This is a genomic window from Micromonospora sp. CA-248089 (genome assembly GCF_050948515.1).
GTDB lineage: Bacteria > Actinomycetota > Actinomycetes > Mycobacteriales > Micromonosporaceae > Micromonospora.
The window spans coordinates 3,813,967-3,838,026 of sequence record NZ_CP192016.1 but is presented as its reverse complement, the minus strand read 5'-3'; the positions used below and the strand labels follow the sequence as shown (position 1 = coordinate 3,838,026).

Below are 24,060 nucleotides of genomic sequence, written 5' to 3'. Positions count from 1 at the left end.
TCGATGTGCTCCGATGAGCTGCGGCGGCGTTCGTCTACAGTCGGTGCACCGTCCCTGAGCCGAGCCGGAGCGCGTGTGGCAAACCCGTTCGACATCGAGGAGATCTACCCGGACGAGGGGCCCGCGGCGCGGCTGCCCCGACGGCAGGCCGGCACGTCGCCGCAGAGCGTCGCGGTGACGGTGCTCGCCGACTACACGCTGCGTACCCGCGCCGCCCTGCCGTCCGCGGCGATCGTCGCCCTGCTCGGCGAGGCCGGGGTGACCAGCGCCGGAGCCCGTACCGCGATCAGCCGGCTGGCCCGCCGTGGGGTGCTGGAGGGCAGCCGGCAGGGCCGCAACAGCTTCTACCGGCTCAGCCGCGCCGCCGCCGAGTACCTGTCCGCCGGCGGGAACTGGATCATCGCCTCCACGACCGACGTCCAGACGTGGGACGGATGCTGGACCATCGTGGCCTTCTCGCTGCCGCAGGACCACGGCGCGCAACGCCGGGCGCTGCGCGGCCAGTTGCGCTGGCTCGGCTTCGCGCCGCTCTACGACGGGCTGTGGATCTCGCCGTACGAGCTGGCCGCGCCGGGGCGGGCCCGGCTCGCCCCGCTCGCCCTCGGCGCGGTCACGGTGTTCCGGGGACGGCAGGACGCGCTGGACGCGATCGGCCAGCGCGCCCCCGTCGACGCCTGGGACGTCGACGCGATCAGCGGGCACTACGAGGCGTTCCTGCGCCGGTGGACCCCGCTGGTGTCGCGGCTCGGCTCGGTCGACGGTGCCGCCGCCGTACGGGCCCGTACCGAGGTGATGGACACGTACCGGCGGTTCCCCACGCTCGACCCGCGGCTGCCGCTGGAACTGCTCCCGGCCGGGTGGCCGCGCCGGGCGGCCCGGGACGTGTTCGCGGCCGTCTACGACGGCCTGGCCGAGGCCGCCGAGACGCACGTCCGGGCGGTCGTCGCGCGGTTCGCCGACCCGGTGCCGCCCGGCATCCGGGCGCACACCACCGCCGACATGCTCGCCGGCGTGGGCGAGGACGGGTGCGGCGCCGCGGGCTGACCGCGACCGTCACCCGCCGACGGCGCAGCGGCGCTCGACCGTGTACGGCCCGGTGCCGGCCAGTGCGACAGCCAGCGCGACCCCGGCGGGCGCGGGCAGGTCGGCGAGCCGGTGCGGGCCGACCGGCCGGACGCACTCGACCGTGTCACCCCGGTGCACCGGCATGCCGAGGTTGGGCCACAGCGGGCCCCCGGCCGCTTTGACGGCGGCCTCCTTGCGGGCCCACAGCCGGGTGAACCGCAGCGCCCGGTCGGCGTGGCCGGCCCCGGCGGCGACGTGCCGTGCCTCCTGCGGATGGAAGAGACGCACGGACGCGGCCACCGGGTCCCCGCCCGGCGCGACGTGCTGGATGTCCACCCCCACCGGCCGGTCCTCGCTCAACGCGACCGCCACGAGATCGCCGGAGTAGGACAGGCTCGTGTGCAGGCCGGCCCACGGGCCGGTCAGCGCCGGTTTGCCGTACCGGCCGGGCCGCCAGGCCAGCGCCGCCGGTGACGCGCCGGTGGCCTGCCCGGCCAGCAGACGCAGCGCGCCGTGTGCCACGGTGAACCGGTCCCGCAGCGTCTCGGCGCCCAACCGTGCCGCCCGGCGCCGCTCGTCCGCGTCGAGCACCGCCCGGTAGCGGGCCAGCTCGTCCGCCGGCACCGCGGCGGCGACGATCCAGACCCGGACGGTGTCCCGCATGGACGGCAGCGTAACCGCGCCCGTCACGCCGGCACCCGCCTGCGGCGCCGCGGGCTGACCGGCGAAGATCGACGGTTGGCGGAGCCGTGCCAGAATCTGGCCGTGTCCTACCTCCCCTCGCAGCCGTATCCGCCGATGCCGGGCGGCGTCAGCCCGCTGATCGCCTACCCGCACCCGATCTCCCCGCCGCCGGGCTGCGGGGTGCTCGTCGTCTCGGTGAACCGCGGGCCGTACCTGATTCCCGTGCCGGTGACCAGCCGCTTCAAGATCGACCGCCAGGTGGTCGCGATCCCCGGCGAGGGGACGTGGCACGTCGCGGTGCCGGCCGGCACGCACGACGTCCGGTACACCGACTTCCTGGGTGTCCCGATCGTCACCACGGCGCTCGCGGTGCAGCCGGGCGCCGCGCACCACCTCGCGTTCCGCTTCGGCGGGTGGCGCAACCGGGTCTACGACGGGTACGGCACCGACGTCACCCGGTTCGGCCTGTGGTCCAACTACAGCATCATGCTGATCGTGCTGGCCGTCTTCGGCCTGGCCTGCTGCGGGGTGTTCGGGCTGGCCCTGGGCTCGAACCCCTGATCCGTCCGGCCGGCGGGCCTGGTCGCGCGGTCAGCGCAGCGACCAGGTCTGCTTCACGTTGAACACACAGGTCCAGGCGTTCAGCGGAGCACCCGCCGCGTGCCCGTCGACGTCCAGGCAGCGGTCGGTCGCCCGGTTGAACAGCGACCGCCGGCCCTGGCTCTCGATCCACTCCCACTTCTGCGCCGGGTTGCCGCTGCACCACGCGGTCTGCACCGGCACGCCGTCGCGCTTCTCGCCCCAGGCCACGTCCAGGCAGAGGCCGCCGTCGACCCGGACGCTGCCGTCGGACGCGAACGTCCACCACTGGGAACGCTCCTCCCGGCAGGTCCGCAGCACGACGCGTACGCCGTCCCCGCTGCCGCCGCTCGCGCACAGGCCGGTCTCCTTGCCGACGAGTTGCTTCGCGCCGGCCGGACGGACCGGTGCGGACGGCTTCTCCGACCGGTCCGGCTCGCCGGACGCCAGTGGCGGCGTGGACGGCCGCGCGGCCGACGAGGCCGTCGGCTTCGGCGAGCGCGTGGTGGCCGGGGGCGAGCCGGAACTCGCCGGCGTGCCGCGCAACCGGCCGTCGAGGGCGTAGAAGTCGGTGAACTCCCGGACCGTGCGCAGGAACGCCTGCGTGCCGGCGTCGAAGTCGCCGCCGGTGTGGCGCACGGCGTCGGTCCCGTTGCGGTACGCCGCCAGCGCCAGCAGATCCGGGTCGCCGTCGAGCGCGGCCAGTTCCCGTCGCAGCGCGCAGAGCGCGGCCCCGGTCGCCGGTACGGCCGCCTGCGGCTCCCACGGCGAGGCGCCGGACGGGCCGTACGCACGCCACAGCTCCGGCCGGAACTGGGCGATGCCCTTGCGACCACCGTCGCCGAGCAGGTTCGGGTCGAAGCCGGACAGGGTCATCAGCTGCGCGGCCACCGCGGCCGGCGGCACCTGCGGGCACACCGAGCCGGCCCGTACCACCAGGCGGACGTACGCGGCGGGGACCGCCTTGGGCTGCCGGCGCTCGCCCTCGGCACCGGCCGCGACGGCGTCGGTGAAGCCGTCCTGCCGCCCGTAGTAGGCGGCGTACCGGTTCACCTCGTCGACGTACGGGACCGCCGCCGAGGGCACCCCTGCGGCGCCGCGGACCTCGTCGAATCCGGTGTGGAAGGCAGCGAGCGACAGCCGCCACGGGTCGCCGGGGACTTCCGCCGTGCGCAGTTGCCCGGCCAGGTCGCACATGTGGTGGGCCAGCGCGAGGATGTTGGCGGCGGCGTCCGTGCGCGGCGCGTCCGGCCACGGCGCCCAGGTCCGCCATCGCTCGTCGTCCAGTCCGGCCAGGCCCCGGCCGCCGGACGCGGTCCGCTCGGCCCGTCCGTCCAGACCCGACTCGGTCATCAGCTGCCCGGCCAGCCGCGCCGGGGTCAGCGTGGGGCACGACCGGGCCGCGGTCCGGATGGCGGCGAGCTGCTCGGCGGAGACGGTCCGGCCGGCCGACTCACCGTCGCGGGCGGTGGCGACGCTCCCGCTGAGGGCGGCGACCACCAGGCTGAGCGCCGCCAGTCCGGCGGCACCGGCGGCGACGACTCCGCGCGGGATCCGGCGCGGGCGGGTGTCCGGGCCGGGGACATCGGGTGTCACAGGGCGGTCCTTCCGGTGATGACGTACGCCGGACGGGTGCGCGACGTCCTCGGTTCACCCGGCCGGAGCCGGGTCCGACTCCGGTCCGGCCGCCATTGAACCGATCGACCGGCGAGCAGTCAAATGTGGACGGTCCGGCCGGGACCGCCCGTGCGGGCGGAGCGGCGGTGCCGGTGTTGATCCGGAACGGGACCGAAAAGTTTCGGAATCTCGTTGCCTCCGTCGGCGACAGTGCACCGGTGGCCGAGCCGTCCACGCTGATCGGAGGCCCTTTCCGGCAGCCGTAACGCCCGTTCAGGGCCCCGCTGCGGTTACCACAACATTTCCGGAACTTGTTGACAGGATGAACCGGGGCTCCAATACTGTGGCCATCGGCGCATCTCGATTGACGTCGATGTCCGACCACCACCGTGGCGCGGCTGTCGCCCCGGTCCCGCCGTCCGCGGGCGGGCGAGCACCCGCGGCTCGCGCCACCCGGTTGGCCGCCCGCCAGCCGTCACAGGGAGGAAACCCGTCCATGAAAGACGCCCCCGTCCGCACGGGCATCCGCAGGCGCGGACGCCTCAGGATGGTCCTCGGCGGCGCCTGTGCCGTGGCGCTGATCACCGCCGGGGCGACGGCGGTCACGTCAGCTCCGGCTTACGCCCAGACCGTCACGTCGAACTCGACCGGCACGCACAACGGCTACTTCTATTCCTTCTGGAAAGACAGTGGCAACGTCTCCATGACCATGGGCAACGGTGGTCAGTACAGCACCCAGTGGAGCAACATCAACAACTTCGTGGCCGGCAAGGGCTGGAACCCGGGCTCACGCCGGACGGTCAGCTACTCCGGCAGCTTCAACCCGTCCGGCAACGCGTACCTGACGCTCTACGGCTGGACGCGCAACCCGCTCGTCGAGTACTACATCGTCGACAGCTGGGGCAGCTGGCGCCCGCCGGGCAGCGGCTACATGGGCTCGGTGACCACCGACGGCGGCACGTACGACGTCTACCGCACCCAGCGCGTCAACGCCCCCTCGATCGAGGGCACCCGGACGTTCTACCAGTACTGGAGCGTCCGCCAGCAGAAGCGCGTCGGCGGCACCATCACCTCCGGCAACCACTTCGACGCCTGGTCCCGCTACGGCATGAACCTCGGCACCCACGACTACCAGATCATGGCCACCGAGGGCTTCCAGAGCAGCGGCAACTCCAACATCACGGTCGGCGGCACCAGCGGTGGCAACCCGACCACCCCGCCGCCGAACAACGGTGGCTGCACGGTCAGCGTCAGCCGGGCCGAGGAGTGGGGCGACCGGTTCAACGTGACCTTCTCGGTCAGCGGCACGAGCAACTGGGTGGTCAGCATCCAGACCCAGGGCGGGCAGAGCCTGCAGAACAGCTGGAACGCGTCGGTCAGCGGCACCAGCGGCACGCTCACCGCACGCCCGAACGGCAACGGCAACAACTTCGGCATCACGCTCTACAAGAACGGCAACAGCAACACACCGACGGCGACCTGTTCCGCCGCCTGAGCCCTTTTCCGGGGAGGGGGTGCCGCGCCTGGCGCGGCACCCCCGTTTCGTGTGCCCGGACGGTCATGATGTGATGGCCGACACACCTGGGCGAAAACTTGATTGATTCCAGAAGACCGGACTAAGGTCGTCGCATGACGGCCGACTTCGAGACGCAGCTCCGGGCGGTCTCGTTGCGGGTGACCCGGCCCCGCCTGGCGGTGCTGGCCGCGCTGCGCGACCATCCGCACGTCGACACCGACACGGTGATCGCCCTGGTCCGCGCCGAGCAGCCCACCGTGTCCCACCAGGCGGTTTACGATGTGCTCCGGGCACTCACCGACGCCGGGCTGATCCGGCGCATCCAGCCGGCCGGCGCGACGGCCCGCTACGAGTCGCGGGTGGGAGACAACCACCACCACGTCGTGTGCCGTTCCTGCGGCGCCATCGCCGACGTCGAGTGCGCCGTCGGCCGCGCCCCCTGTCTCACCGCCTCCGACGACCACGGCTTCGTGGTGGACGAGGCGGAGGTCGTCTACTGGGGCACCTGCCCCGGCTGTGCGGCCGACCGTACCGCCCAGCGATCCGCCAGTTCGGAAGGAAACAGATGAGCGACACCCAGGACAACCGGCCCGTCAGCCCGCAGGGCGTGGACGCCAAGGAGGCGGCCGGCTGCCCGGTCGCGCACGACTCCGTGACCGCGCACGGCAGCGAGAGCGAGAACCCGGCGATCGACTCGCCGACCCCGAAGACCGGCGGTCGTCCGCGCAGCAACCGCGACTGGTGGCCCAACCAGCTCGACCTGTCGGTGCTGCACGCCCACTCGCACAAGGGCAACCCGCTGGGCCCGGAGTTCAGCTACGCCAAGGAGTTCGCCAAGCTCGACGTCGAGGCGCTCAAGCGGGACATCACCGAGGTGCTCACCACCTCGCAGGACTGGTGGCCGGCCGACTTCGGTCACTACGGCGGCCTGATGATCCGGATGAGCTGGCACGCCGCGGGCACCTACCGCATCGAGGACGGCCGCGGTGGCGCCGGTGACGGCGGGCAGCGGTTCGCCCCGCTGAACAGCTGGCCGGACAACGCCAACCTGGACAAGGCCCGCCGCCTGCTCTGGCCGGTCAAGCAGAAGTACGGCCAGAAGATCTCCTGGGCCGACCTGCTGGTGCTCGCCGGCAACGTGGCCCTGGAGTCGATGGGCTTCAAGACCTTCGGCTTCGGCTTCGGCCGGGAGGACGTCTGGGAGCCGGAGGAGATCTTCTGGGGTCCCGAGGACGCCTGGCTGGGCGACGAGCGCTACGCCTCCGAGAAGGAGATGGTGGCCGGCGTCGGCGCGACCGAGATGGGTCTGATCTACGTCAACCCGGAGGGCCCGCGCGGCAACGCCGACCCGCTCGCGGCGGCGCACTTCATCCGTGAGACGTTCCGCCGGATGGCGATGAACGACGAGGAGACCGTCGCGCTGATCGCCGGCGGCCACACGTTCGGCAAGACCCACGGCGCGGGCCCCGCCGACGCGCACGTCGGCCCCGAGCCGGAGGCGGCGCCGCTGGAGGCGCAGGGCCTGGGCTGGCTGAGCACCTACGGCGAGGGCAAGGGTGGCGACACGATCACCAGCGGTCTCGAGGTGACCTGGACCGACAAGCCGACGCAGTGGAGCAACCGGTTCTTCGAGATCCTCTTCGGCTACGAGTGGGAGCTGACCACCAGCCCCGGTGGCGCCAAGCAGTGGGTCGCCAAGGACGCCGAGGCGATCATCCCGGACGCTCACGACCCGTCGAAGAAGCACAAGCCCACGATGCTCACGACCGACCTGTCGCTGCGCGTCGACCCGGCGTACGAGAAGATCTCGCGCCGCTTCCTGGAGAACCCGGACGAGTTCGCCCTGGCGTTCGCCAAGGCCTGGTACAAGCTGCTGCACCGTGACATGGGCCCGGTCAGCCGCTTCCTCGGCCCGTGGGTGCCGGAGGCCCAGCTCTGGCAGGACCCGGTGCCGGCCGTCGCGCACGAGCTGGTGAACGACGCCGACGTCGCCGTGCTCAAGGCGAAGGTGCTGGAGTCCGGCCTCACCACCGCCCAGCTGGTCTCCACCGCGTGGGCCTCGGCCGCGAGCTACCGCTCCACCGACAAGCGCGGTGGCGCCAACGGCGCGCGGATCCGGCTGGAGCCGCAGCGCAACTGGGAGGTCAACCAGCCGGAGCAGCTCGCCACCGTGCTGAGCACCCTCGAGGGTATCCAGCAGGAGTTCAACGCCGCCGGCGGCGCCCAGATCTCGCTCGCGGACCTGATCGTGCTGGCCGGTTCGGCCGCGGTCGAGCAGGCGGCGCGGGACGCCGGCGTCGAGGTGACGGTGCCGTTCCACCCGGGTCGTACCGACGCCACGCAGGAGCAGACCGACGTCGAGTCGTTCCGGGTGATGGAGCCGCGCGCCGACGGTTTCCGCAACTACCTGCGGCCGGGGGAGAAGACCCAGCCGGAGGTGCTGCTCGTCGACCGCGCGTACATGCTGAACCTGACCGCGCCGGAGATGACCGTCCTGGTCGGCGGCCTGCGCGCGCTCGGCAACAACGTCGGCGGCGCCGCGCACGGCGTGCTCACCGACCGGCCCGGCGTGCTCACCAACGACTTCTTCGTCAACCTGCTCTCCCCGGGCACCCGGTGGAAGGCGGCGGAGTCCGAGGAGCACGTGTACGAGATCCGGGACCTGGCGACCGACCAGGTGAAGTGGACCGCCACCTCGGTCGACCTCATCTTCGGCTCCAACTCGCAGCTGCGGGCGCTGGCCGAGGTCTACGCCAGCGACGACGCGCGGGAGAAGTTCGTCCGCGACTTCGTCGCCGCCTGGACGAAGGTCATGGAGTTGGACCGCTTCGACCTGGCCTGATCCGCCGTACCTCCCCGGGCCCCGGTCCGTCGCGCCGCGACGGGCCGGGGCTCGCCCCGTTCGCGGGCCGTTCCGGTCAGCCGTGCAGCGTACGGCTCGGTGGGATGCCGAACACGGACCGGTAGTGGGCGGTGAACCTGCTGTGGCTGAGGAAACCCCATCGGGTGGCGATCCGGCTGACTGTCTCGCGTCTCGGATCGCCCATCCGCAGCTCCTGGTGTGCCCGTTCCAGCCGGATGCGCCGCAGGTGGGCCGCCGGTGTGCTGTCCAGATGGCGCCGGAAGGCCAGTTGCAGGGATCGCACGGACACGGCGGCGGCGACTGCCACGTCCGCCGGGCTGATGTCCCGGTGTGCGTTCTCCTCCATGAAGGCGATGGCCCGGCGGAGCGTCGACGCCGAGGCGTCGCGCCGGTCCTGGCGCCCCGGGTCGGTCAGGGCGGTGTTGGGGAAGACGGCGAGCGCGGCCGCCGCGAGGATGCGCGCCGCCGTGCCGAGCACCAGCGGGTGGCGGCTCGCCTCGGGATTGCCCAGCACGGCGTGGCGGACGTAGCGGGCCGTCGACCGCCAGTGCTCGGCCAGGACCGGCGAGGCCGGCTGGAGGTCGGTGAACCGGACCGGCACGGGCCGCCGCCCGGGAACGGGAAAGGCGACCTGGCGGAGCAGGCCCGTGTCCAGCTGGACCAGGAGCACCTCGCCGCAGCGCCACCGGAGCCGGTACGGATGGCCCGGGTGCGCGTTCAGGAATACGTCGCCGGGGCGGAAGGAATGCGGTTCGCCGTCGACGACGCGGTTCACCATGCTGCTCGCGCTCTGGCAGACGACAACGGAATCGATCTGCTCGACGTCGATGCGCAGATCGCCGGACTGCGCGACCCGGTCCATCCGGAACGCGCCGGCGTTGAGCCGGCGGTGACTGAGCCGGTATCCGGCATTGCCACGGATGCGCATGCCTTGCGTGCCATACGCCTCGGAGAGGTAATGGTGAATGAGGTCGGGCTGACGGCTCCGGAAGTGATGACTGACGATGGGGCTGTGCCTCACGTCGTCCCCCTGCCGTATTTGTCCGGAGAGTGGAGCGGAAGTCGTCACCGCGGGGAGCGAGGGAATCTCACCTCTCCGGATGCTATTACCCGATGGGATTCCTGCATATCCCGAATCCCATCAATGGCTTTTGCGCTAAGCGATCAATGGCATGCCTTCCGTGCGCTGACGGGACTAGCCCGGCGTCCGCCGGTGCGGAAAAGTCGACGCCGGCTTGCTGCGGTGGTCGAGGGGGCGCAGATGGACATCGCGAATGCACGGGAGGTGGCCCGGAAGGCGGCGGCGGCGTCGCTCCGGCAGCTCACAGCGGATCATCGGGTGGCCGGGCGGCTCCGGGGACACGAGCCGACCCTGGCAACGGCGGTGCGGGAGACGCTCGAGGAGGCCCTGGGGCGTCCGTCCGACGCCGACGGCGGTGCGCTGCACGAGTTCTGCCGACGGCGGGAGTGGACGCTGGACGAGTTCGACGCGTTGGGGCATCACCTGCTCACCGCCGTGCTGGCCCAGCGCGTGGGGGTGGAGGCGCTGGTGCGGGTCGGCGCGGCGCTGACCCGGGTCCGCCGGCGACTCGCGGGGCCGGCTGCCGTCACCGCACCGGCCCGCCCGGACCGGCGGAGCCGCAACAGCGCGTCCCGCCGTTACGCCCCGCCCGCGCACCTGCCGCTCGCGCCGAGCTGGCAGTGCAGCGGCTGCGCCGCCGCCTGGCCGTGTCCCACCAAGCAGAGTCAGCTGCTCGTCGAGTTCGGCGGTACGACAGCGGGGCTCGCCGTCTATCTCGGCGCCTGCCTCGTCGCCGCCACCAAGGACCTTCCGGCCCTGCCGCCCGCCCAGGCCAGGGCTCGCTTCCTGGGGTGGCTGCCGCGCCGGCGGTTCTGACCCGGCCGCCGGTCGCGACCGCAAACGTTGGAAAATTTGTTCGGAAGTTGCGGTCGTCCCGCGCAGCGGGTCCGCTCGTCTCGAGCGGCGGGAACTGCCCTCGGCGCTCGATCGCCGGGTCCAGCGTGGATCGTCGCTGGTGGAGCGGATTATGGGTCCGTTCGTGTTGCCTGCGGGTTTCAAAACTTTGCCGCAAGCTCTTGCAAAGACTTTCATGGATGGCGCATGGTGTTCGCTACCCGGGACGGCCGCCCCACCCCCCGCTCGCCCTTTCGAACCCACGGAAGAGGTCCCCCGACCATGCCATCCGCCAGGCCACACCCCCGTGGCCGCGCCGGTCGCCTGCTGCTCGCCGCCGCGCTCGTCGCGGCCGGCGGCACAGTGGCCGTCGCCGCTGCCACCACCGCCCCCACCCCCGCCCGCGCCGCCGTCGTCCTCAACGACAGCGAGGTGACCGCCAACCTCTGGGAATGGAACTGGGCCTCGGTCGCCGCCGCCTGCACCGACCACCTCGGACCGGCCGGCTACGGCGCGGTGCAGGTGGCACCGCCGCAGGAGTCGGTGCAGCTGCCCACCAGCGCCGACGGCGCGTACCCCTGGTACGAGGTGTACCAGCCGGTGTCGTACAAGCTGGACAGCCGGTTCGGCAACCGTCAGCAGTTCGCCGCCATGGTCACCGCGTGCCACAACGCCGGTGTGCGCGTCTACGTCGACGCGGTGGTCAACCACATGGCCGGCACCAACAACCCCGCCGGTACGCGCGGCTACGCCGGCACCGAGTTCTCCGGCTACAGCTACCCGGCCGTGCCGTACGGCGCCGGGGACTTCCACCGCCCCGGGGACAACTGCCCGACCGGCGGCGCGATCAGCGACTGGAACAACGAGTCCCAGGTGACCAGCTGCGAGCTGCTGTCGCTGTCGGACCTCTACACCGAGAAAGAAGCGGTCCGCAACAAGATCGCGGCGTACCTCAACGATCTGATCGGGCTCGGTGTGGACGGCTTCCGGGTCGACGCGGTCAAGCACATCCGCAAGGACGACTTCGCGGCCATTCTCGGCAAGCTGAACAACACCGTCGCCGAGGGCCGGCGGCCCTACGTCGCGCAGGAGATCTTCGACGGGGCGAGCAACCCGGCGTTGCAGGCGCGCGCGTACATCGGCAACGGCGACGTGCTCGACTTCGCGTACGCCAAGGGCATCCGCTCGGCGTTCCAGGGCTCGATCTCGGCGCTGGCGAACGTGCCGAACTGGAACCTCGACGCGCCCGGCGCCAACGTCTTCTCCATGGTCACCAACCACGACCTGGAGCGCGACGGTGTGGTGCTGTCGTACAAGAACGGCACCGACTACGTGCTGGCCAACTACTTCGCGCTGGCCTACCCGCACGGCAAGCCGTCGGTATACGACAGCTTCACCTGGTCCAACCGCAACCAGTCCCCGCCGCACGACGGCACCGGACGGGTCACCGACACGGTCTGCGGCGCCGCCTGGACGTGCCTGAGCCGCACCACCGGCGTCAAGGGCATGGTCGGCTGGGCCAACGCCGCCCGCCCGGTGAAGACCGTATCGGACTTCACCACAGTGAACAGCAACGTGATCGGCTTCCACCGGGGCGACCGGGCGTGGATCGGCATCAACGACTCCGGCTCCGCCACCACCGCCACCTTCGTCACCGGGCTGGCCGACGGCCGGTACTGCGACGTCATCTCCGGCGCCGCCACCGGCAGCGGCTGCACCGGCGGTACGGTGACCGTGTCCGGCGGCCGGGCCACCGTGACCATCCCGGCCAACGACGCGGTCGCCGTCCACGTGAACGCCCGGCCGGGCGCGAGCCCGTCCCCGAGCGCCTCCCCGACGGTCTCGCCGAGCGCCTCCCCGACGGTCTCGCCGAGCGCGTCGCCCACGGTCAGCCCGAGCGACCGGATCGCCACCACGTTCACCGTCACCGCGAACCTCGCCGCCGGGCAGGACGTCCGCGTCGTCGGCAACGTACCCGCGCTGGGGTCGTGGACGCCCGCGAACGGCGTCACGCTCGCCGCGCAGGGCGGCGGCGTCTACCGCGCCACCGTCGACCTGCCCCGGTCGACGGCCGTGGAGTACAAGTTCGTCAAGCTGACCGCCGCGGGCGCCGCCACCTGGGAGTCCGGCGCGAACCGGACCCTCACCACCCCGGCCGGCGGCACGTACGCGGTGACCGAGACGTTCCGCGGCGACACCGTCACCACGGCGGTCGCCACCACCTTCTCCGTCACCGCGACCACCGTCTACGGGCAGAACGTGTTCGTCGTCGGCAACATCCCGGCGCTCGGTGGCTGGAACCCGGCCGCCGCCGTCGCGCTCTCGCCGGCCGCGTACCCGGTCTGGCGGGCCACCGTCGACCTGCCGCCGAACACGGCGGTCGAGTACAAGTACGTCAGGAAGAACCCGGACGGCTCGGTGACCTGGGAGTCCGGTGCGAACCGGACGCTCACCACGCCGGCCGGCGGCACCCGTGCCGTCACCGACACCTGGCGCTGACGATCGTGCGGCCCGTCCCCGTCACCCCCGGGGGACGGGCCGCATCCGGTCCGGCCCGCACCCGGGCCCGGCCGGACTCCGGCACGGCGGCGGGCCCGCCCCGGCGAGGTGCGCCGACGGTCGCCCCCAGCGCGGCGGTCAGGCACACCACGGCGGCGACCACCAGCGGCGGAAGGCCGCCCACGGCGACCGCCGCCGACCCGAGCGGGATGGCCAGCGTGATCGGGCCGAACATCGCCGTGTTCGCCGTCCCGGCCACCCGCCCGAGCATCGCCTGCGGCGTGTACGCCTGCACGGCGGTGACCGCCGCCACGAGCGTCCAGGGCAGACCCACACCGGCCACCACCGAGGCGGCCACGGTGCCCGGCCACCACGGCAGGCAGCGCCCGAGGCATCCGGCGGCGAACAGGACCGCACCCGCGGCACCGACCGCGATCTCACCACGGCGGCGGACGAGCCGGCCGACGACCAGCCCGGCGACCAGCGACCCGGCGCCCTGCGCGCTCGCCAGCACGCCGAGGAACGTCGACGGCATGGCCAGGCCGGTCACCACCACGTCGTACAGCGCCGCGGTGGTGAAGCCGGACATCGCGATGGACACCGCCGCGAGCGCCACGGGTACGCGTACCGCCCGCCGGGCCAGCAGCGCGGCGAGGCCGTCCCGCACTCCCGCCTGACGTGCGGCCGGGGGAGCGGGGACGGCCCGCGTCAGGCGCAACGCGCCGTACAGGGCGGCCGCGAGCACCGGTACGACGGCGGCGAGCACCGCGACGACGTGCCCGCCCCGCCACGCGTACAGGCCCGCCCCGGCCAGCGGCGCCACCAGCTTCATGCCCTCCTGCGCGCTCGACCGCCAGCCGTTGACGTCGGCCAGGCGGGCCGGGGGGAGCGCGGCGGGCAGCAGCGCGGTCTCGCCCGCGTCGACGAGCACGTAGCCGATCCCGTACGCGAGCGAGACGGCGTAGATCAGCCACGCGTCGCCGGGGCCGCGAACCGCCAGCAGGCTCAGCAGCGCGGCGGCGAGCGCGACGTCGACGCCGATCACCAGGGAACGCCGGGGCACCCGGTCGAGCAGGCCGCCGAGCCACGGGCCGGCCAGGGTCGGGGCGTAGACGCACATGCCGGCCAGGGCGGCGAGTCCGGTGGAGCCGGTCAGGTCCAGGATCCAGATGCCGGACACCAGGGCCATGGCGCTGCCGCCGAGGCCGGACAGCAGCGAGACGGCCACGAACAGGAAGGCGTTGCGGCGCATGGGTCCCCCGAGAGTTGAGCCTGGAGGACTCATCCTCGGGACGTGAGCCTGGGCGGAGCAAGACTTCGAACGCGCGTCAATGCCCCGTTGACAGTGCTGTCGCGATCCGCCGGGCGGCGTCGCGTACCGGAGCGGGCAGCCTGCAACCGGCCCCGGCCAGGTCGCCGGCGAGGTGCGCGGCCAGCGCGCACAGCGGCCCGGCGGTGGCGTCGAGGGCGAGCGCGCAGGTGCGGCGCGTCAACGCCGCGCGGGGAAGCGGCCGTCCCACGAGCGGTCCGCCTCGATCCAGCGGTGCAGGTCGGCGACGGCGGCCCGGAGCGCCGGCACGTCGGGGGAGCCGGCCGGGTCGAGCCGGGTCAGGCGGACCCGCCGGGCCGCCACGAGGCGCTGCCGGCGCTGCTCGGCGGCCTGCCGGCTGCGCAGGCCCAGCGCCCGCGCGATCTCGGCCCAGGTGGCGCCGTCGTGCCGGGCCCGGTCGATCAGATCCAGTTCCCGGTCCTCAAGCCGGACCCGCGCCGCGGCGATCTCGGACAGGCCGGCCAGGGTCACCCGTCAACGCTACATTGACAGCCGGGCCCGAAGTATCAGTCCTCCGAGACGCCCGGGCCCACCTCGCCACGCGCCAGGTGCTCGGCGTTGCGGTCGGCCTCACTCTCCGCGTTCTCCGCGCCGGCGCCCGGGTCCCGGGTACGCCGCCCCTCGGCGTCCTGGAACACCTGCCCGCGCTCGAGCGCGCCCTCCTGCTGCCGCTGGAACTGCTCCGGATCAGTCATGACCGTCAGGTGCCCCGGCCGCCGCGCGGCAAACCGGTCCGTCAGCGCGGCGGCGCCACGTAGAGGGCGGTCCGGCAGCCGGTCTCGCCCGGCTCCAGCCAGATCCGGTCGTACCCGGGGGACTCGATCTTCCCGGCCGGTGTGCGGACGAGCAGCAGGCAGTCCCGTTCGGCCGGTACGCCGACGGCGGCGACGAGCGCGCCCTCGTGCACCGTCGTGTCGACGGTGATCCAGTCCTGCGGGAAGGCGGCCCGCACCGCGCCCGCCAGCGTCTCCGGGGTAGCGGTGCGCAGCACGGCAGTGAGCCGCTGCCGCCCGTCCTCGGGCACCCTCGGCACCGGCGCCGCAGTCGGTGGCGAGGGCGCGGCGCCGCTCGGACAGTCGATCTCGTGGTACGTCGTGTAGCGGTAGAGCGTGAACTCGTAGCGGTAGCAGCGAGTGGCCTCACCGGCGGTGTTGCTCGCGCCGCCGATCGACACCGGCGGCCGTTCCGGCACCGTCACCACGAACCGCACGTCGACGGTGGCCCGCTCGTCCCCGGCGGTGCGGCCGGACCACGCCAGCGCCTCCCGCCGGACCGTACCGCCGCCCGACGCGGCGTCCGTCGGCTCCTGGACGATCTCGGCCGCCGCGATCGACCCGGCGTCCCGCACCCGGTTGCGGTGCCCCAGCTGCGTGTTGAGCTGCTTCGCCTCCACCGCCGCGGTGTCGCGCGCCAGCGCGTCGCCGCTCTCCTCTCCGAGTCCCCTCCCGCACCCCGCCGACGCGAGCAGGAGCACCGCGAGCGTCCACCGCACCCACCGGTGACGGGACGGAGGTCTCGGCCCGGTGGCGCTGCGTGTCCGGTTCACCGCGCGGACGTTACCGGCGAGCCGGGCGCCGCGCTGCCCCGTAACGCCGGGGGGCCGTTGGTCCCGGGTCCGACAGGCCCTCGGCCCTGCGACCCACGTAGGGTCGCGCGGCATGCTGGGACTGCCCGGCGCGGGCGGCGACGACATGGAGGACGATGTGGTGATCAACGGCGGGCCCGCTGCGGCGACGACGCCCACCGAGATCTCTCCTGCCCCCGCGACCGGGCTCGGCTCGGCCGAGGCGGCCGCCCGGCTGCGCGCCGACGGGCCGAACACCGTGGCCGCCCCGCGCAAGCGAGGGCTGGCCGGCCGGGTGTTCCGCCAGCTCACCGACCCGCTGGTGGCGCTCCTGCTGGCCGCCGCCGTGGTGACCACACTGCTGCGCGACTACCCGGACACCGCGGTGATCGTGCTGGTCGTCCTGATCAACACGGCGATCGGCGTGGTGCAGGAGGTCCGCGCCGACCGAGCCGTCGCCGCGCTGGACCGGCTCGCCGCACCCACCGCGCGTGTGGTCCGCGACGGCCGTGACCTCGTGCTGCCCGCCGCCGACCTCGTTCGCGGCGACCTGGTCCGGCTGGAGGCCGGCGACGTGGTGCCCGCCGACCTGGACCTCACCGACGCGGTACGCCTCAGCCTGGACGAGTCGGCGTTGACCGGCGAGTCGGTGCCGGTGACCCGGGTCGCGGGGGAGGAGGCGAATGCGGGCACCGTGGTCACCACCGGCCGCGCCACCGGGACCGTGGCGCGTACCGGCGCGGCGAGCGCGCTGGGCCGGATCAGCGCCCTGGTCGCGGCGACCCGCCCCGCGCCCACGCCGCTGCAGCGTCGCCTGTCCTCGCTCGGCCGGGTGCTCGGCCTGACCGCCGTGGTGCTCTCCGGGCTGGTCTTCGCGATCGGCGTGCTCGACGGGCAGCCGGTGACGCAGATGGCGGTCACCGCCGTCAGCCTCGTGGTGGCGGCCGTGCCGGAGTCGCTGCCCGCCGTCGTCACGCTGGCGCTCGCCCTGGGCGCGCGCCGGATGGCCGGCAGCCGCGCCATTCCCCGCCGGCTGCACGCGGTGGAGACCCTCGGGTCGGTCACCGTGATCGCCTCCGACAAGACCGGCACCCTCACCGAGGGCCGGATGGCGGTGCAGCACGCGGTCGTCCCCGGCCGCGACCGCTACGCCGTCACCGGCACCGGCTACGCGCCCGACGGCGAGGTGCACCACCGGGGCGAGCCGGTGAGCGCGCCGGACGAGCTGCGCGCCCTCGCCCGCGCCGGGCTGCTCTGCAACGACGCCACGGTGACGCCGCCGACCGACGAGCGGCCGGAGTGGACAGCGATTGGTGATCCGCTGGAGGCGGCGCTCGTCACGTTCGCCGCCCGGTGCGGCCTGGATCCGGAGGCCACCCGCGACGCCTGGCCCCGGGTGGCGGAGGCGCCCTTCGACCAGGACCTGCGCCGGATGACCACGGTGCACCGCCGCTGCGACGGGCGCTACCTGGTCGTCTGCAAGGGCGCGCCGGAGAACCTGCTGGCCGCGCCGCTGGTCGACGCCGACGCCGGGGAACTGGCCGAGCTGACCGACGCCGCGCACCGGCTCGCCGCCGAAGGGCTGCGGGTGCTGGCGGTGGCCTCGGCCGTGGTGGACACCCTGCCGGACCCGGCCCGGCCGGCCGGCCTGCGCCCGCTGGGCCTGGTCGCGGTCGGCGACCCGCTGCGCGCGGCGGCGCCCGGCATCGCCGCGGGCTTCGAGGAAGCAGGCATCCGGCTGGTCCTCATCACCGGCGACCACCCGGCGACGGCCGCCGCGATCGGCGGGCGGCTCGGGCTCTGGCGCGACGGCGACCCGCTCGCCAACGGCGACGACGGCGACCCGGGCCGCGCCCACCCCGAGACCCGGGTGTACGCGCGGACCCAACCGGAACAGAAGCTCGACATCATCGCCGGCCTCCAGACCCGGGGGCACGTGGTGGCGATGACCGGCGACGGCGTCAACGACGCCCCCGCGTTGCGCCGCGCGGACATCGGGGTGGCGATGGGCGGCGGCACCGAGGTGGCCCGGCAGGCCTCCGACCTGGTGCTCGTCGACGACGACCTGACCACTGTGGCGACCGCCATCGGCGAGGGCCGCCGGATCTACGACAACATCCGCCGGTTCCTGCGCTACGCGCTCGCGGGTGGTGTGGCCGAGATCGCGGTGATGCTGCTCGGCCCGCTGTTCGGCCTGCCGGTGCCGCTGCTGCCGGCGCAGATCCTCTGGATCAACCTGCTCACCCACGGTGTTCCCGGTGTGGCGCTCGGCGCGGAGCCGGCCGAGCCGGGCACGCTGCGCCGGCCGCCCCGCTCCCCGCAGGAGTCGGTGCTCGGCGCCGGCCTGGGCCGGGACGTGCTGGTCACCGGCGCGCTGATCGCGGCGGCGACGCTCGGCGCGGGCGTGTGGGCCGCCGCGTCGGACCGGCCGTGGCAGTCCGTGGTGTTCGTGGTGCTCGGCCTGGCCCAGCTCGGTGTGGCGCTGGCGGTCCGCGCGATCCGTACCCCGGGCTCCCGTGAGCGCAACCTCGCGCTGCCGGTGGCGGTCGCGATCTCCGCGGCCCTCCAGGTGGCCGGCGTGCTGCTGCCGCCGCTGCGCGAGCTGCTCGGCACGTCCCCGCTCAGCGCGCTCGACCTGCTCGCGTGCGCCGCGATCGGCGTGCTGCCCGGGCTGGTGCTGCGGCTGACCCGTCGCTTCCGCGGGACCAACGGCCCTTCGGCCGGGACCCCGGACCCTGCCGGGCCGGCCGCCTGACGGGCAGGCTGAGCACGAGTGAAGGAGGACGACATGACGATCCACTCGCAGGCACCCGTCGTGGTGGGCGTGGACGGCTCCGCCGCCTCGCTGGACGCGGTCCGGGTGGCCGCCCGCGAGGCCGCCGCCCGGAACCGGCCGCTGCAGGTCGTCCACGCGTTCATCTGGCCGCTGACCCGCGCGCCGCTCACCCCGGCCCCGGGGGCGCCCGCCGGCGCCGGCCTGCGCAACCAGGCCGAACGGTGCGTCGCCGAGGCGGTCGCCGAGGCCGGCAAGGTCGCGCCGGACGTACCGGTCACCGGCGTGGTGGTCGACGGCGCCGCGGCGGCGGTGCTGGTCGCCGAGTCCCGCGAGGCGGCGCTGATCGTGCTCGGCCACCGAGGCCTGGGCGGGTTCGCCGGCCTGCTGATCGGCTCGGTCACGCTCCAGGTGTCGGCCCGCGCGCACTGCCCGGTCCTGGTGACGCGCGGCGAGGCGCGCGCCGACGGGCCCGTCGTGGTCGGTGTGGACGGCTCCGAGCTGTCCACCGCGGCGGTCGGATTCGCGTACGAGGAGGCCGCCCGCCGGGACGCGCCGCTGATCGTGGTGCACGCCTGGCTGTACCCCACGCCGATCGGCCCCGGCGACATCCTGCCCCTGGTGTACGACCCGGAGGCGCTCGCCGAGGAGTCCCGGCGGGTCGTCGCCGAGTCGGTCGCCGGCTGGGCCGAGCGCTACCCGGACGTGCCGGTACGGCAGCGGTCGCTGCGCGGTGCCCCGGCCCGGGTGCTGGTGGAGGAGTCGAAGGACGCCCAGCTGGTGGTGGTCGGCGCGCACGGCCGCGGCGCGCTGGGCGGGCTGCTGCTCGGCTCGGTCAGCCACGCGGTGCTGCACCACGCCCACTCGCCGCTGGTGATCGTGCGCAACGCCTGACCCCGCGAACGCGCCCGGTCCCGCGACAGCGCCTGACGCCGCTACGGCGTCAGGCGCTGTGGACCGTGGTGAGGTCGGCCAGCCCGGAGATGGTCAGCAGCGGCTCCAGCAGCGGACCGGCGATCAGCGCGATCCGGTCGGCGTGCGGGAACAGCGCGGCCAGCCCGGCGCTGTCCAGGTACTCCACCTTCGTCAGATCCACGACCAGCGGTTCGCCGTCGGGCCGGACGGCTTCGGCGAGCGCGTCGGCGAAGGCGGACGCGTTGCTCATGTCGATCTCACCGACGGCGGCCAGCACGCGGCCGCCGTCGGGTCGGTCGCTCGTGGTGAGCGTCAGGGACGTGCTCATGGCCTGATCCTCGCCTGCATGTCGACTGTGGTGCCGGTGGCCCCCGGGGTGACGCTGATGCTGTCCATCAGCGCGCGCATGAGCACGAGCCCCCGGCCGCGGTGCGGGTCGGACGGCTGGTCGCGGTGCCGCCAGTGGCCGCTGTCGGTGACGCTCAAGCGCAGGTCCCCGGCGGTGGCGGCGGCACGCAGGCGGATCCGGCCGCCCGGATCGTCGCGGTGCCCGTGCTCGATGGCGTTGGCGCATGCCTCCCCGGCCGCCACCAGGATGTTGTAGGCGTGGGCCGGGGCCAGCCCGCAGCGGTCCAGCCATCCCCGCAGCGCGCTGCGGACCTCGGCCAGCCGGGTCGACTCCGCGGGGAACTCCAGCTCCAGCGGCCCGGGGTGGCGGTAGAGCAGCAGGGCCACGTCGTCGTGGTAGCCGCCGTCGGGAGCGAGCCGGTCCATGATCTCGGTCGCCAGGACCTCGACCGGCGCGTGGTGTCCCTGCTGGATGGCGTCGGTGGCGCGGGCGATGCCGGCGGTGATCGGCTGGCGGCGGCGTTCCACCAGGCCGTCGGTGTAGAGCATCAGGGTGGCGCGCGGCTGCACTGTCGCCTCCGCCTCCGGGCGCTCCTCCCCGGGACGGACGGCGAGCGGCCGGGACCGGCCGTGCCGCAGGAGTTCCGGAGTGCCGTCCGCGCGGACCACGATGGCCGGCGGGTGGCCGGCGCTGGAGTAGCGCATCAGGCCGGTGGCCGGGTCGAGGACGCCGCAGAAGACGGTGGCGCAGGACGCGCCCGGCAGCAGCGCGGCGAAGCGGTCCAGGGCCACCAGCGTCCGGGCCGGGCTCGGGTCCTGCAACAGCAGGGCACGGCAGGCGCTGCGCAGCTGCCCCATCACCGTGGCGGCCTGCAGGCCGTGCCCCACGCAGTCGCCGACCACGATGCCGATGCGCCCGTCCGGCAGCTCCACTGTGTCGTACCAGTCGCCGCCGACCTTGAGCGGCATCGCGGCGGGGGAGTACCGCACGGCGAAACCGGCTGGGAGTTGCGCCGGACCGAGGATCGCCCGTTGCAGGGCCAGCGCGGTCTCCCGCTGCTGGTCGATCTGGTGCACCCGGTGCAGCCCCTGACCGATGTGGCCGGCCAGCAGCGCCAGCAGGGTCTGGTCCTGTTCGGTGAACGGCCGCTTCTCGCCCAGGTCGATCCAGACCGCCATCGTGCCGTGCGGGTGCTCGACGGCGATGCCGGCGCCGTGCGTACGCGCCGCCACCGGGGTCAGCAGCGGAGTGTCCCGCAGCGCGAGCAACGCCTGCCGGCGCTCCGGCGGCAACGTGTCCCAGCGCGCCTCCGGGTCGGTGGCGGTCACGGCGGGGGTGGGCTGGTCACCGAAGACGGCGGTGAGCACGCCGGCGGCCCGCCACAGCTTGCGCAACTCGTCCAGCACCCCGGACAGCGCGTCGGTGAGGTCGTCCGCCTGGGACAGCCGCATGCTGAGCCCGGCCAGGGCAGTCTCCCGCTGCACCGCGTAGTGCTCGGCGGTGACGTCACGGAACGTGCCGACGATCATCCGCCGGCCGCTGTCCGGGTCGTCGACCTGGTTGAACGCGGCCGAGATCCAGATCCGGTGCCCGTCGCGGTGGGTCACCGGCACGGTGTACGTGCCCCGGGTCTGCCCCACGAGCGTCGAGAACGCGGCCGCCACCTGGCGGTGCGCGTCGGGCTCGGCCTCCCGGTCCGGCCACCACGGGTGCACCGCCGGGTAGGGCAGGCCCTCGGTACCGTAGCCGAGGATGCCGGTGAACGCCGCGTTGATCTCGACCACCGCGCCGTCCTCGTCGCAGACGAAGAACGCCTCCTGCAACGAGTCGACGAGCGCGGTACGCCAGCGGGCGTGGTGGTTGCGCAGCCGGGCCAGTTCCACGTTCGCGCGGACGCGGGCCAGCAGTTCGGCCGCCGGGAACGGCTTGACCAGGTAGTCGTCGGCGCCTGCTTCCAGCCCTTCGATCGAGGCCTCCTGACCGGCGCGGGCGGACAGCAGCAGCACCGGGGTGCCGGCCGTACGCTGGTCGGCGCGCAGCGCGGCCACCAGTTGCAGGCCGTCGAGCCGGGGCATCATCACGTCGCTGACCACCAGATCGGGGGTCTGCGCGCGGGCGGCGTCCAGCGCGGCCTGCCCGTCGGTGACCGCCCGCACCTCGTGCCCGGCCGAGCGCAGCAGCCGGGTGAGGTACTCACGCATGTCGGCGTTGTCGTCGGCCACCAGGACGCGGGCCGCCGCCCCGCCGGGCACCGGCTGGACCGGTTCGCCGGCCGGGTCGTCCCCGCCGACGGCGGCTTCCGGGTCGGCGGGCAGCCAGCGCAGCGCCTCCTGCACGAACGGCTCGGCCGACGCCGGCGTCCGGCCGGTGCCCGCCGGAGCGAGCGCGTCGGCGGGAAGGTGCCCGGTGCCGAACGGCAGCCGGATCGTGAAGGTGGTGCCCCGGCCCACCGTGCTCTCGGCGTCGATCTGGCCGCCGTGGAGCGTGACCAGCTCCTTGACCAGGGCGAGGCCGATCCCGCTGCCCTCGCCGGAGCGGGAGCGGGCGTTCTCGATGCGGTGGAACCGCTCGAACAGGCGCGGCATCTCGTCGGCGGGTACGCCGATGCCGGTGTCGGAGATCCGCAGCACCGCCGTGTCGCCCTCGCCGCGCAACTCGACCCGGATGGTGCCCTCGAAGGTGAACTTCAACGCGTTGCTGAGCAGGTTCAGCACCACCTTCTCCCACATGCCGCGGTCCAGGTACGCGGGCTCGGGCAGGGGCGGGCAGTCGACCTCGAAGGACAGACCGGCCCGTTCGATCGCCGACCGGAAGACGCTGGCCAGGTCGGCGGTCACCGCGGCCAGGTCCACCGGCTCGTAGCGGGCCTGCATCCGCCCGGCCTCGATCCGGGAGAAGTCGAGCAGGCTGTTGACCAGCTTGCCCAGGCGCAGCCCGTTGCGGCGGATGACGTCCAGCTCGGCGCGGACCTGCTCGTCGGCGTCCGGCAACCGGCCGCGCAGCTCGTCCAGCGGTCCCATGATCAACGTCAGCGGGGTGCGGAACTCGTGGCTGATGTTGGAGAAGAACGCGGTCTTCGCGCGGTCCAGCTCGGCGAGTTCCTCGGCCCGGCGCTGCTGCGCCTGGTAGCTGCGGGCGCTAGCAATGCCGGTCGCCAGGTGCCCGGCGGTCAGCTCCACAAAGCCGTGGTACCCGTCGTCCAGCGCCCGGTAGCGGTTCAGCCCGGCGACCAGGAACCCGTACGGCGCACCGCCCTGCTGCCGCAGCGGCACCAGCAGCGCCTCGGCCGGCGCGGCGGGCCAGACGCCCGCCGGCAGGTCCGCGAAGGCCGGGCCGTCGAGCGTGACCCGCACCGACTCGCCCTCGCCGACGGCGCCGGCCGGCCACGGGGCAGCGGGGTCGTCGAGGGACAGCGTGGCCGGGGCCGCCGGGTGCCCGGCCGCCAACCCGGTCGCCTCCACCAGCCGGGCGCCGCCGTCGCCGTCGTACAGGTAGGTGAGCGTGAACGGCAGGTCCCGCGGGTTGCGGGCCAGCTGGCGGCTGACGAAGGCGAGCGTCTCCCGCTCGGTGCGGATGACGCTCGGGTCCGACCCGAGGTCGCGCAGCGTGGCCATCCGCCGCTCACCGATGACCCGCTCGGTGTCCTCGCTGACCACGCAGAGCATCCCGACCAGGCTGCCGTCGTCGGCGCGCAGCGGGCTGTAGGAGAACGTGTGGTACGTCTCCTCGCGGTAGCCGGCCCGCTCCAGGAACAGCAGCAGACCCTCGTCCCAGGTCGCCTCGCCGGTGCGCAGCACGGTGTCCACGCGGGGGCCGATGTCGTCCCAGATCTCCGCCCACACCTCGTTCGCCGGGCGTCCCAGCGCCCACGGGTACTTGCGGCCGAGCGTGTCCCGCCGGTAGGCGGCGTTGCAGAAGAAGGTGAGCTGCGGCCCCCAGGCCATCCACATCGGGAACCGGGAGGACAGCAGGATCCGCACCGCGGTCCGCAGGCTCTGCGGCCAGGTGTCCGGCGGGCCCAGGGGGTGCGCCGACCAGTCGATCCGCGCCAGGTCCGGCCCGATCTCACCGTCGACGGCGAAGACGTCGGCGCGCGTACGCGGGTCGGTGTCAGCGCCGCTCATCGCCCGAGTCTCCCCCACCCCGTCCGGTCCCGCTCGTTCAGGCCGGCGTCGCGGCCTCGTGGTCGCTTCTTGCCCCGTCGCGCCCCCGGCACTCCACCCGGGGCGGGGAGATCTGACTCACGTGAGCGCAGCGGGCCAGGGCAGGGGGTTGTGGTGCGGCAAAACGAAAGACTGCGGCATAACGAAAGGCAAGGAGACCGATCTCCTCGCCACTACAAACGTATATCGCACCCCGGGTCTTGCCGCAAGGCCCCGGTGATGCCGCAG

At 73.9% G+C, this 24,060-nt stretch carries 17 protein-coding genes and 1 pseudogene; 9 read left to right on the top strand and 9 right to left on the bottom strand.

Going from position 1 to position 24,060, the window contains the following annotated elements; genetic code table 11:
* Positions 1 to 75: 75 nt before the first annotated feature.
* Positions 76 to 1,044 carry a PaaX family transcriptional regulator gene (locus ACQP26_RS18210; RefSeq protein WP_281577530.1) on the top strand — a complete coding sequence of 323 codons (969 nt, stop codon included), beginning with the start codon at positions 76 to 78 and terminating at the stop codon, positions 1,042 to 1,044.
* Positions 1,045 to 1,053: 9 nt separating this feature from the next.
* Here ACQP26_RS18210 and ACQP26_RS18205 read toward each other — a convergent pair whose 3' ends face one another.
* Entirely contained in the window at positions 1,054 to 1,728 is a 675-nt protein-coding gene (locus tag ACQP26_RS18205; RefSeq protein WP_433493480.1) for a 4'-phosphopantetheinyl transferase family protein, read from the bottom strand.
* A gap of 102 nt (positions 1,729 to 1,830) precedes the next feature.
* Between ACQP26_RS18205 and ACQP26_RS18200 the strand changes: the two genes are divergently transcribed.
* A complete protein-coding gene (locus tag ACQP26_RS18200) occupies positions 1,831 to 2,310 on the top strand; it encodes a hypothetical protein (RefSeq protein ID WP_269705522.1) in 480 nt (159 codons plus the stop codon).
* Between the two features lie 30 nt (positions 2,311 to 2,340).
* Here ACQP26_RS18200 and ACQP26_RS18195 read toward each other — a convergent pair whose 3' ends face one another.
* On the bottom strand, positions 2,341 to 3,924 hold the full coding sequence (locus ACQP26_RS18195; protein WP_269705523.1) for a ricin-type beta-trefoil lectin domain protein: 1,584 nt from the start codon (positions 3,922 to 3,924) through the stop codon (positions 2,341 to 2,343).
* A gap of 517 nt (positions 3,925 to 4,441) precedes the next feature.
* Here ACQP26_RS18195 and ACQP26_RS18190 point away from each other — a divergent pair.
* From ACQP26_RS18190 to katG, 3 genes are all read left to right on the top strand, one after another.
* On the top strand, positions 4,442 to 5,440 hold the full coding sequence (locus tag ACQP26_RS18190; protein WP_269705524.1) for a glycoside hydrolase family 11 protein: 999 nt from the start codon (positions 4,442 to 4,444) through the stop codon (positions 5,438 to 5,440).
* Positions 5,441 to 5,574: 134 nt separating this feature from the next.
* Positions 5,575 to 6,030, top strand: coding sequence for a Fur family transcriptional regulator (locus ACQP26_RS18185; RefSeq protein ID WP_269705525.1), 456 nt, complete (start codon positions 5,575 to 5,577; stop codon positions 6,028 to 6,030).
* On the top strand, positions 6,027 to 8,303 hold the full coding sequence (katG, locus tag ACQP26_RS18180; protein WP_433493479.1) for a catalase/peroxidase HPI: 2,277 nt from the start codon (positions 6,027 to 6,029) through the stop codon (positions 8,301 to 8,303). Before ACQP26_RS18185 ends, katG begins: the two co-directional genes overlap by 4 nt.
* A gap of 76 nt (positions 8,304 to 8,379) precedes the next feature.
* Here katG and ACQP26_RS18175 read toward each other — a convergent pair whose 3' ends face one another.
* On the bottom strand, positions 8,380 to 9,393 hold the full coding sequence (locus ACQP26_RS18175; RefSeq protein WP_433493478.1) for an AraC family transcriptional regulator: 1,014 nt from the start codon (positions 9,391 to 9,393) through the stop codon (positions 8,380 to 8,382).
* A 192-nt stretch (positions 9,394 to 9,585) separates the two neighbouring features.
* On the opposite strand from ACQP26_RS18175, the gene ACQP26_RS18170 reads away from it, so the two are divergent.
* Positions 9,586 to 10,221 (top strand): hypothetical protein, encoded by a 636-nt coding sequence (locus tag ACQP26_RS18170; protein WP_433493477.1) that lies wholly within the window; start codon positions 9,586 to 9,588, stop codon positions 10,219 to 10,221.
* Between the two features lie 300 nt (positions 10,222 to 10,521).
* Positions 10,522 to 12,738: a carbohydrate-binding module family 20 domain-containing protein gene (locus tag ACQP26_RS18165; RefSeq protein ID WP_269705529.1), complete on the top strand. Its 2,217-nt coding sequence runs from the start codon at positions 10,522 to 10,524 to the stop codon at positions 12,736 to 12,738.
* Here the strand turns inward: ACQP26_RS18165 and ACQP26_RS18160 are convergent.
* From ACQP26_RS18160 to ACQP26_RS18145, 4 genes and pseudogenes are all read right to left on the bottom strand, one after another.
* Positions 12,719 to 13,990: an MFS transporter gene (locus tag ACQP26_RS18160; protein WP_433493476.1), complete on the bottom strand. Its 1,272-nt coding sequence runs from the start codon at positions 13,988 to 13,990 to the stop codon at positions 12,719 to 12,721. The two genes, ACQP26_RS18165 and ACQP26_RS18160, sit on opposite strands and share 20 nt — an antisense overlap.
* 76 nt (positions 13,991 to 14,066) lie before the next feature.
* A pseudogene (locus tag ACQP26_RS18155) lies at positions 14,067 to 14,539 on the bottom strand (hypothetical protein).
* Positions 14,540 to 14,574: 35 nt separating this feature from the next.
* Entirely contained in the window at positions 14,575 to 14,763 is a 189-nt protein-coding gene (locus ACQP26_RS18150; RefSeq protein ID WP_269705532.1) for a ribonuclease, read from the bottom strand.
* Between the two features lie 41 nt (positions 14,764 to 14,804).
* Positions 14,805 to 15,614: a hypothetical protein gene (locus tag ACQP26_RS18145; RefSeq protein ID WP_269705533.1), complete on the bottom strand. Its 810-nt coding sequence runs from the start codon at positions 15,612 to 15,614 to the stop codon at positions 14,805 to 14,807.
* A 112-nt stretch (positions 15,615 to 15,726) separates the two neighbouring features.
* Here ACQP26_RS18145 and ACQP26_RS18140 point away from each other — a divergent pair, with 112 nt between their 5' ends.
* Together ACQP26_RS18140 and ACQP26_RS18135 are read left to right on the top strand one after the other, a co-directional pair.
* Positions 15,727 to 18,387: a cation-translocating P-type ATPase gene (locus tag ACQP26_RS18140; RefSeq protein ID WP_433493475.1), complete on the top strand. Its 2,661-nt coding sequence runs from the start codon at positions 15,727 to 15,729 to the stop codon at positions 18,385 to 18,387.
* 33 nt (positions 18,388 to 18,420) lie between these two features.
* Positions 18,421 to 19,299 carry a universal stress protein gene (locus ACQP26_RS18135; protein WP_269705535.1) on the top strand — a complete coding sequence of 293 codons (879 nt, stop codon included), beginning with the start codon at positions 18,421 to 18,423 and terminating at the stop codon, positions 19,297 to 19,299.
* A gap of 49 nt (positions 19,300 to 19,348) precedes the next feature.
* Here ACQP26_RS18135 and ACQP26_RS18130 read toward each other — a convergent pair whose 3' ends face one another.
* Positions 19,349 to 19,648, bottom strand: a complete 300-nt coding sequence (locus ACQP26_RS18130) for an STAS domain-containing protein (protein WP_269705536.1) — start codon at positions 19,646 to 19,648, stop codon at positions 19,349 to 19,351.
* Entirely contained in the window at positions 19,645 to 23,793 is a 4,149-nt protein-coding gene (locus ACQP26_RS18125) for a SpoIIE family protein phosphatase (RefSeq protein WP_269705537.1), read from the bottom strand. Before ACQP26_RS18125 ends, ACQP26_RS18130 begins: the two co-directional genes overlap by 4 nt.
* Positions 23,794 to 24,060: the final 267 nt, after the last annotated feature.

Excerpts from the sequence above, each read along its gene's own strand:
- ACQP26_RS18165 (WP_269705529.1), top strand. The coding sequence starts at position 10,522 with ATGCCATCCGCCAGGCCACACCCCCGTGGCCGCGCCGGTCGCCTGCTG.
- ACQP26_RS18160 (WP_433493476.1), bottom strand. The coding sequence starts at position 13,990 with ATGCGCCGCAACGCCTTCCTGTTCGTGGCCGTCTCGCTGCTGTCCGGC.
- ACQP26_RS18170 (WP_433493477.1), top strand. The coding sequence starts at position 9,586 with ATGGACATCGCGAATGCACGGGAGGTGGCCCGGAAGGCGGCGGCGGCG.
- ACQP26_RS18130 (WP_269705536.1), bottom strand. The coding sequence starts at position 19,648 with ATGAGCACGTCCCTGACGCTCACCACGAGCGACCGACCCGACGGCGGC.
- ACQP26_RS18205 (WP_433493480.1), bottom strand. The coding sequence starts at position 1,728 with ATGCGGGACACCGTCCGGGTCTGGATCGTCGCCGCCGCGGTGCCGGCG.
- katG (WP_433493479.1), top strand. The coding sequence starts at position 6,027 with ATGAGCGACACCCAGGACAACCGGCCCGTCAGCCCGCAGGGCGTGGAC.
- ACQP26_RS18125 (WP_269705537.1), bottom strand. The coding sequence starts at position 23,793 with ATGAGCGGCGCTGACACCGACCCGCGTACGCGCGCCGACGTCTTCGCC.
- ACQP26_RS18150 (WP_269705532.1), bottom strand. The coding sequence starts at position 14,763 with ATGACTGATCCGGAGCAGTTCCAGCGGCAGCAGGAGGGCGCGCTCGAG.
- ACQP26_RS18185 (WP_269705525.1), top strand. The coding sequence starts at position 5,575 with ATGACGGCCGACTTCGAGACGCAGCTCCGGGCGGTCTCGTTGCGGGTG.
- ACQP26_RS18135 (WP_269705535.1), top strand. The coding sequence starts at position 18,421 with ATGACGATCCACTCGCAGGCACCCGTCGTGGTGGGCGTGGACGGCTCC.
- ACQP26_RS18140 (WP_433493475.1), top strand. The coding sequence starts at position 15,727 with ATGCTGGGACTGCCCGGCGCGGGCGGCGACGACATGGAGGACGATGTG.
- ACQP26_RS18190 (WP_269705524.1), top strand. The coding sequence starts at position 4,442 with ATGAAAGACGCCCCCGTCCGCACGGGCATCCGCAGGCGCGGACGCCTC.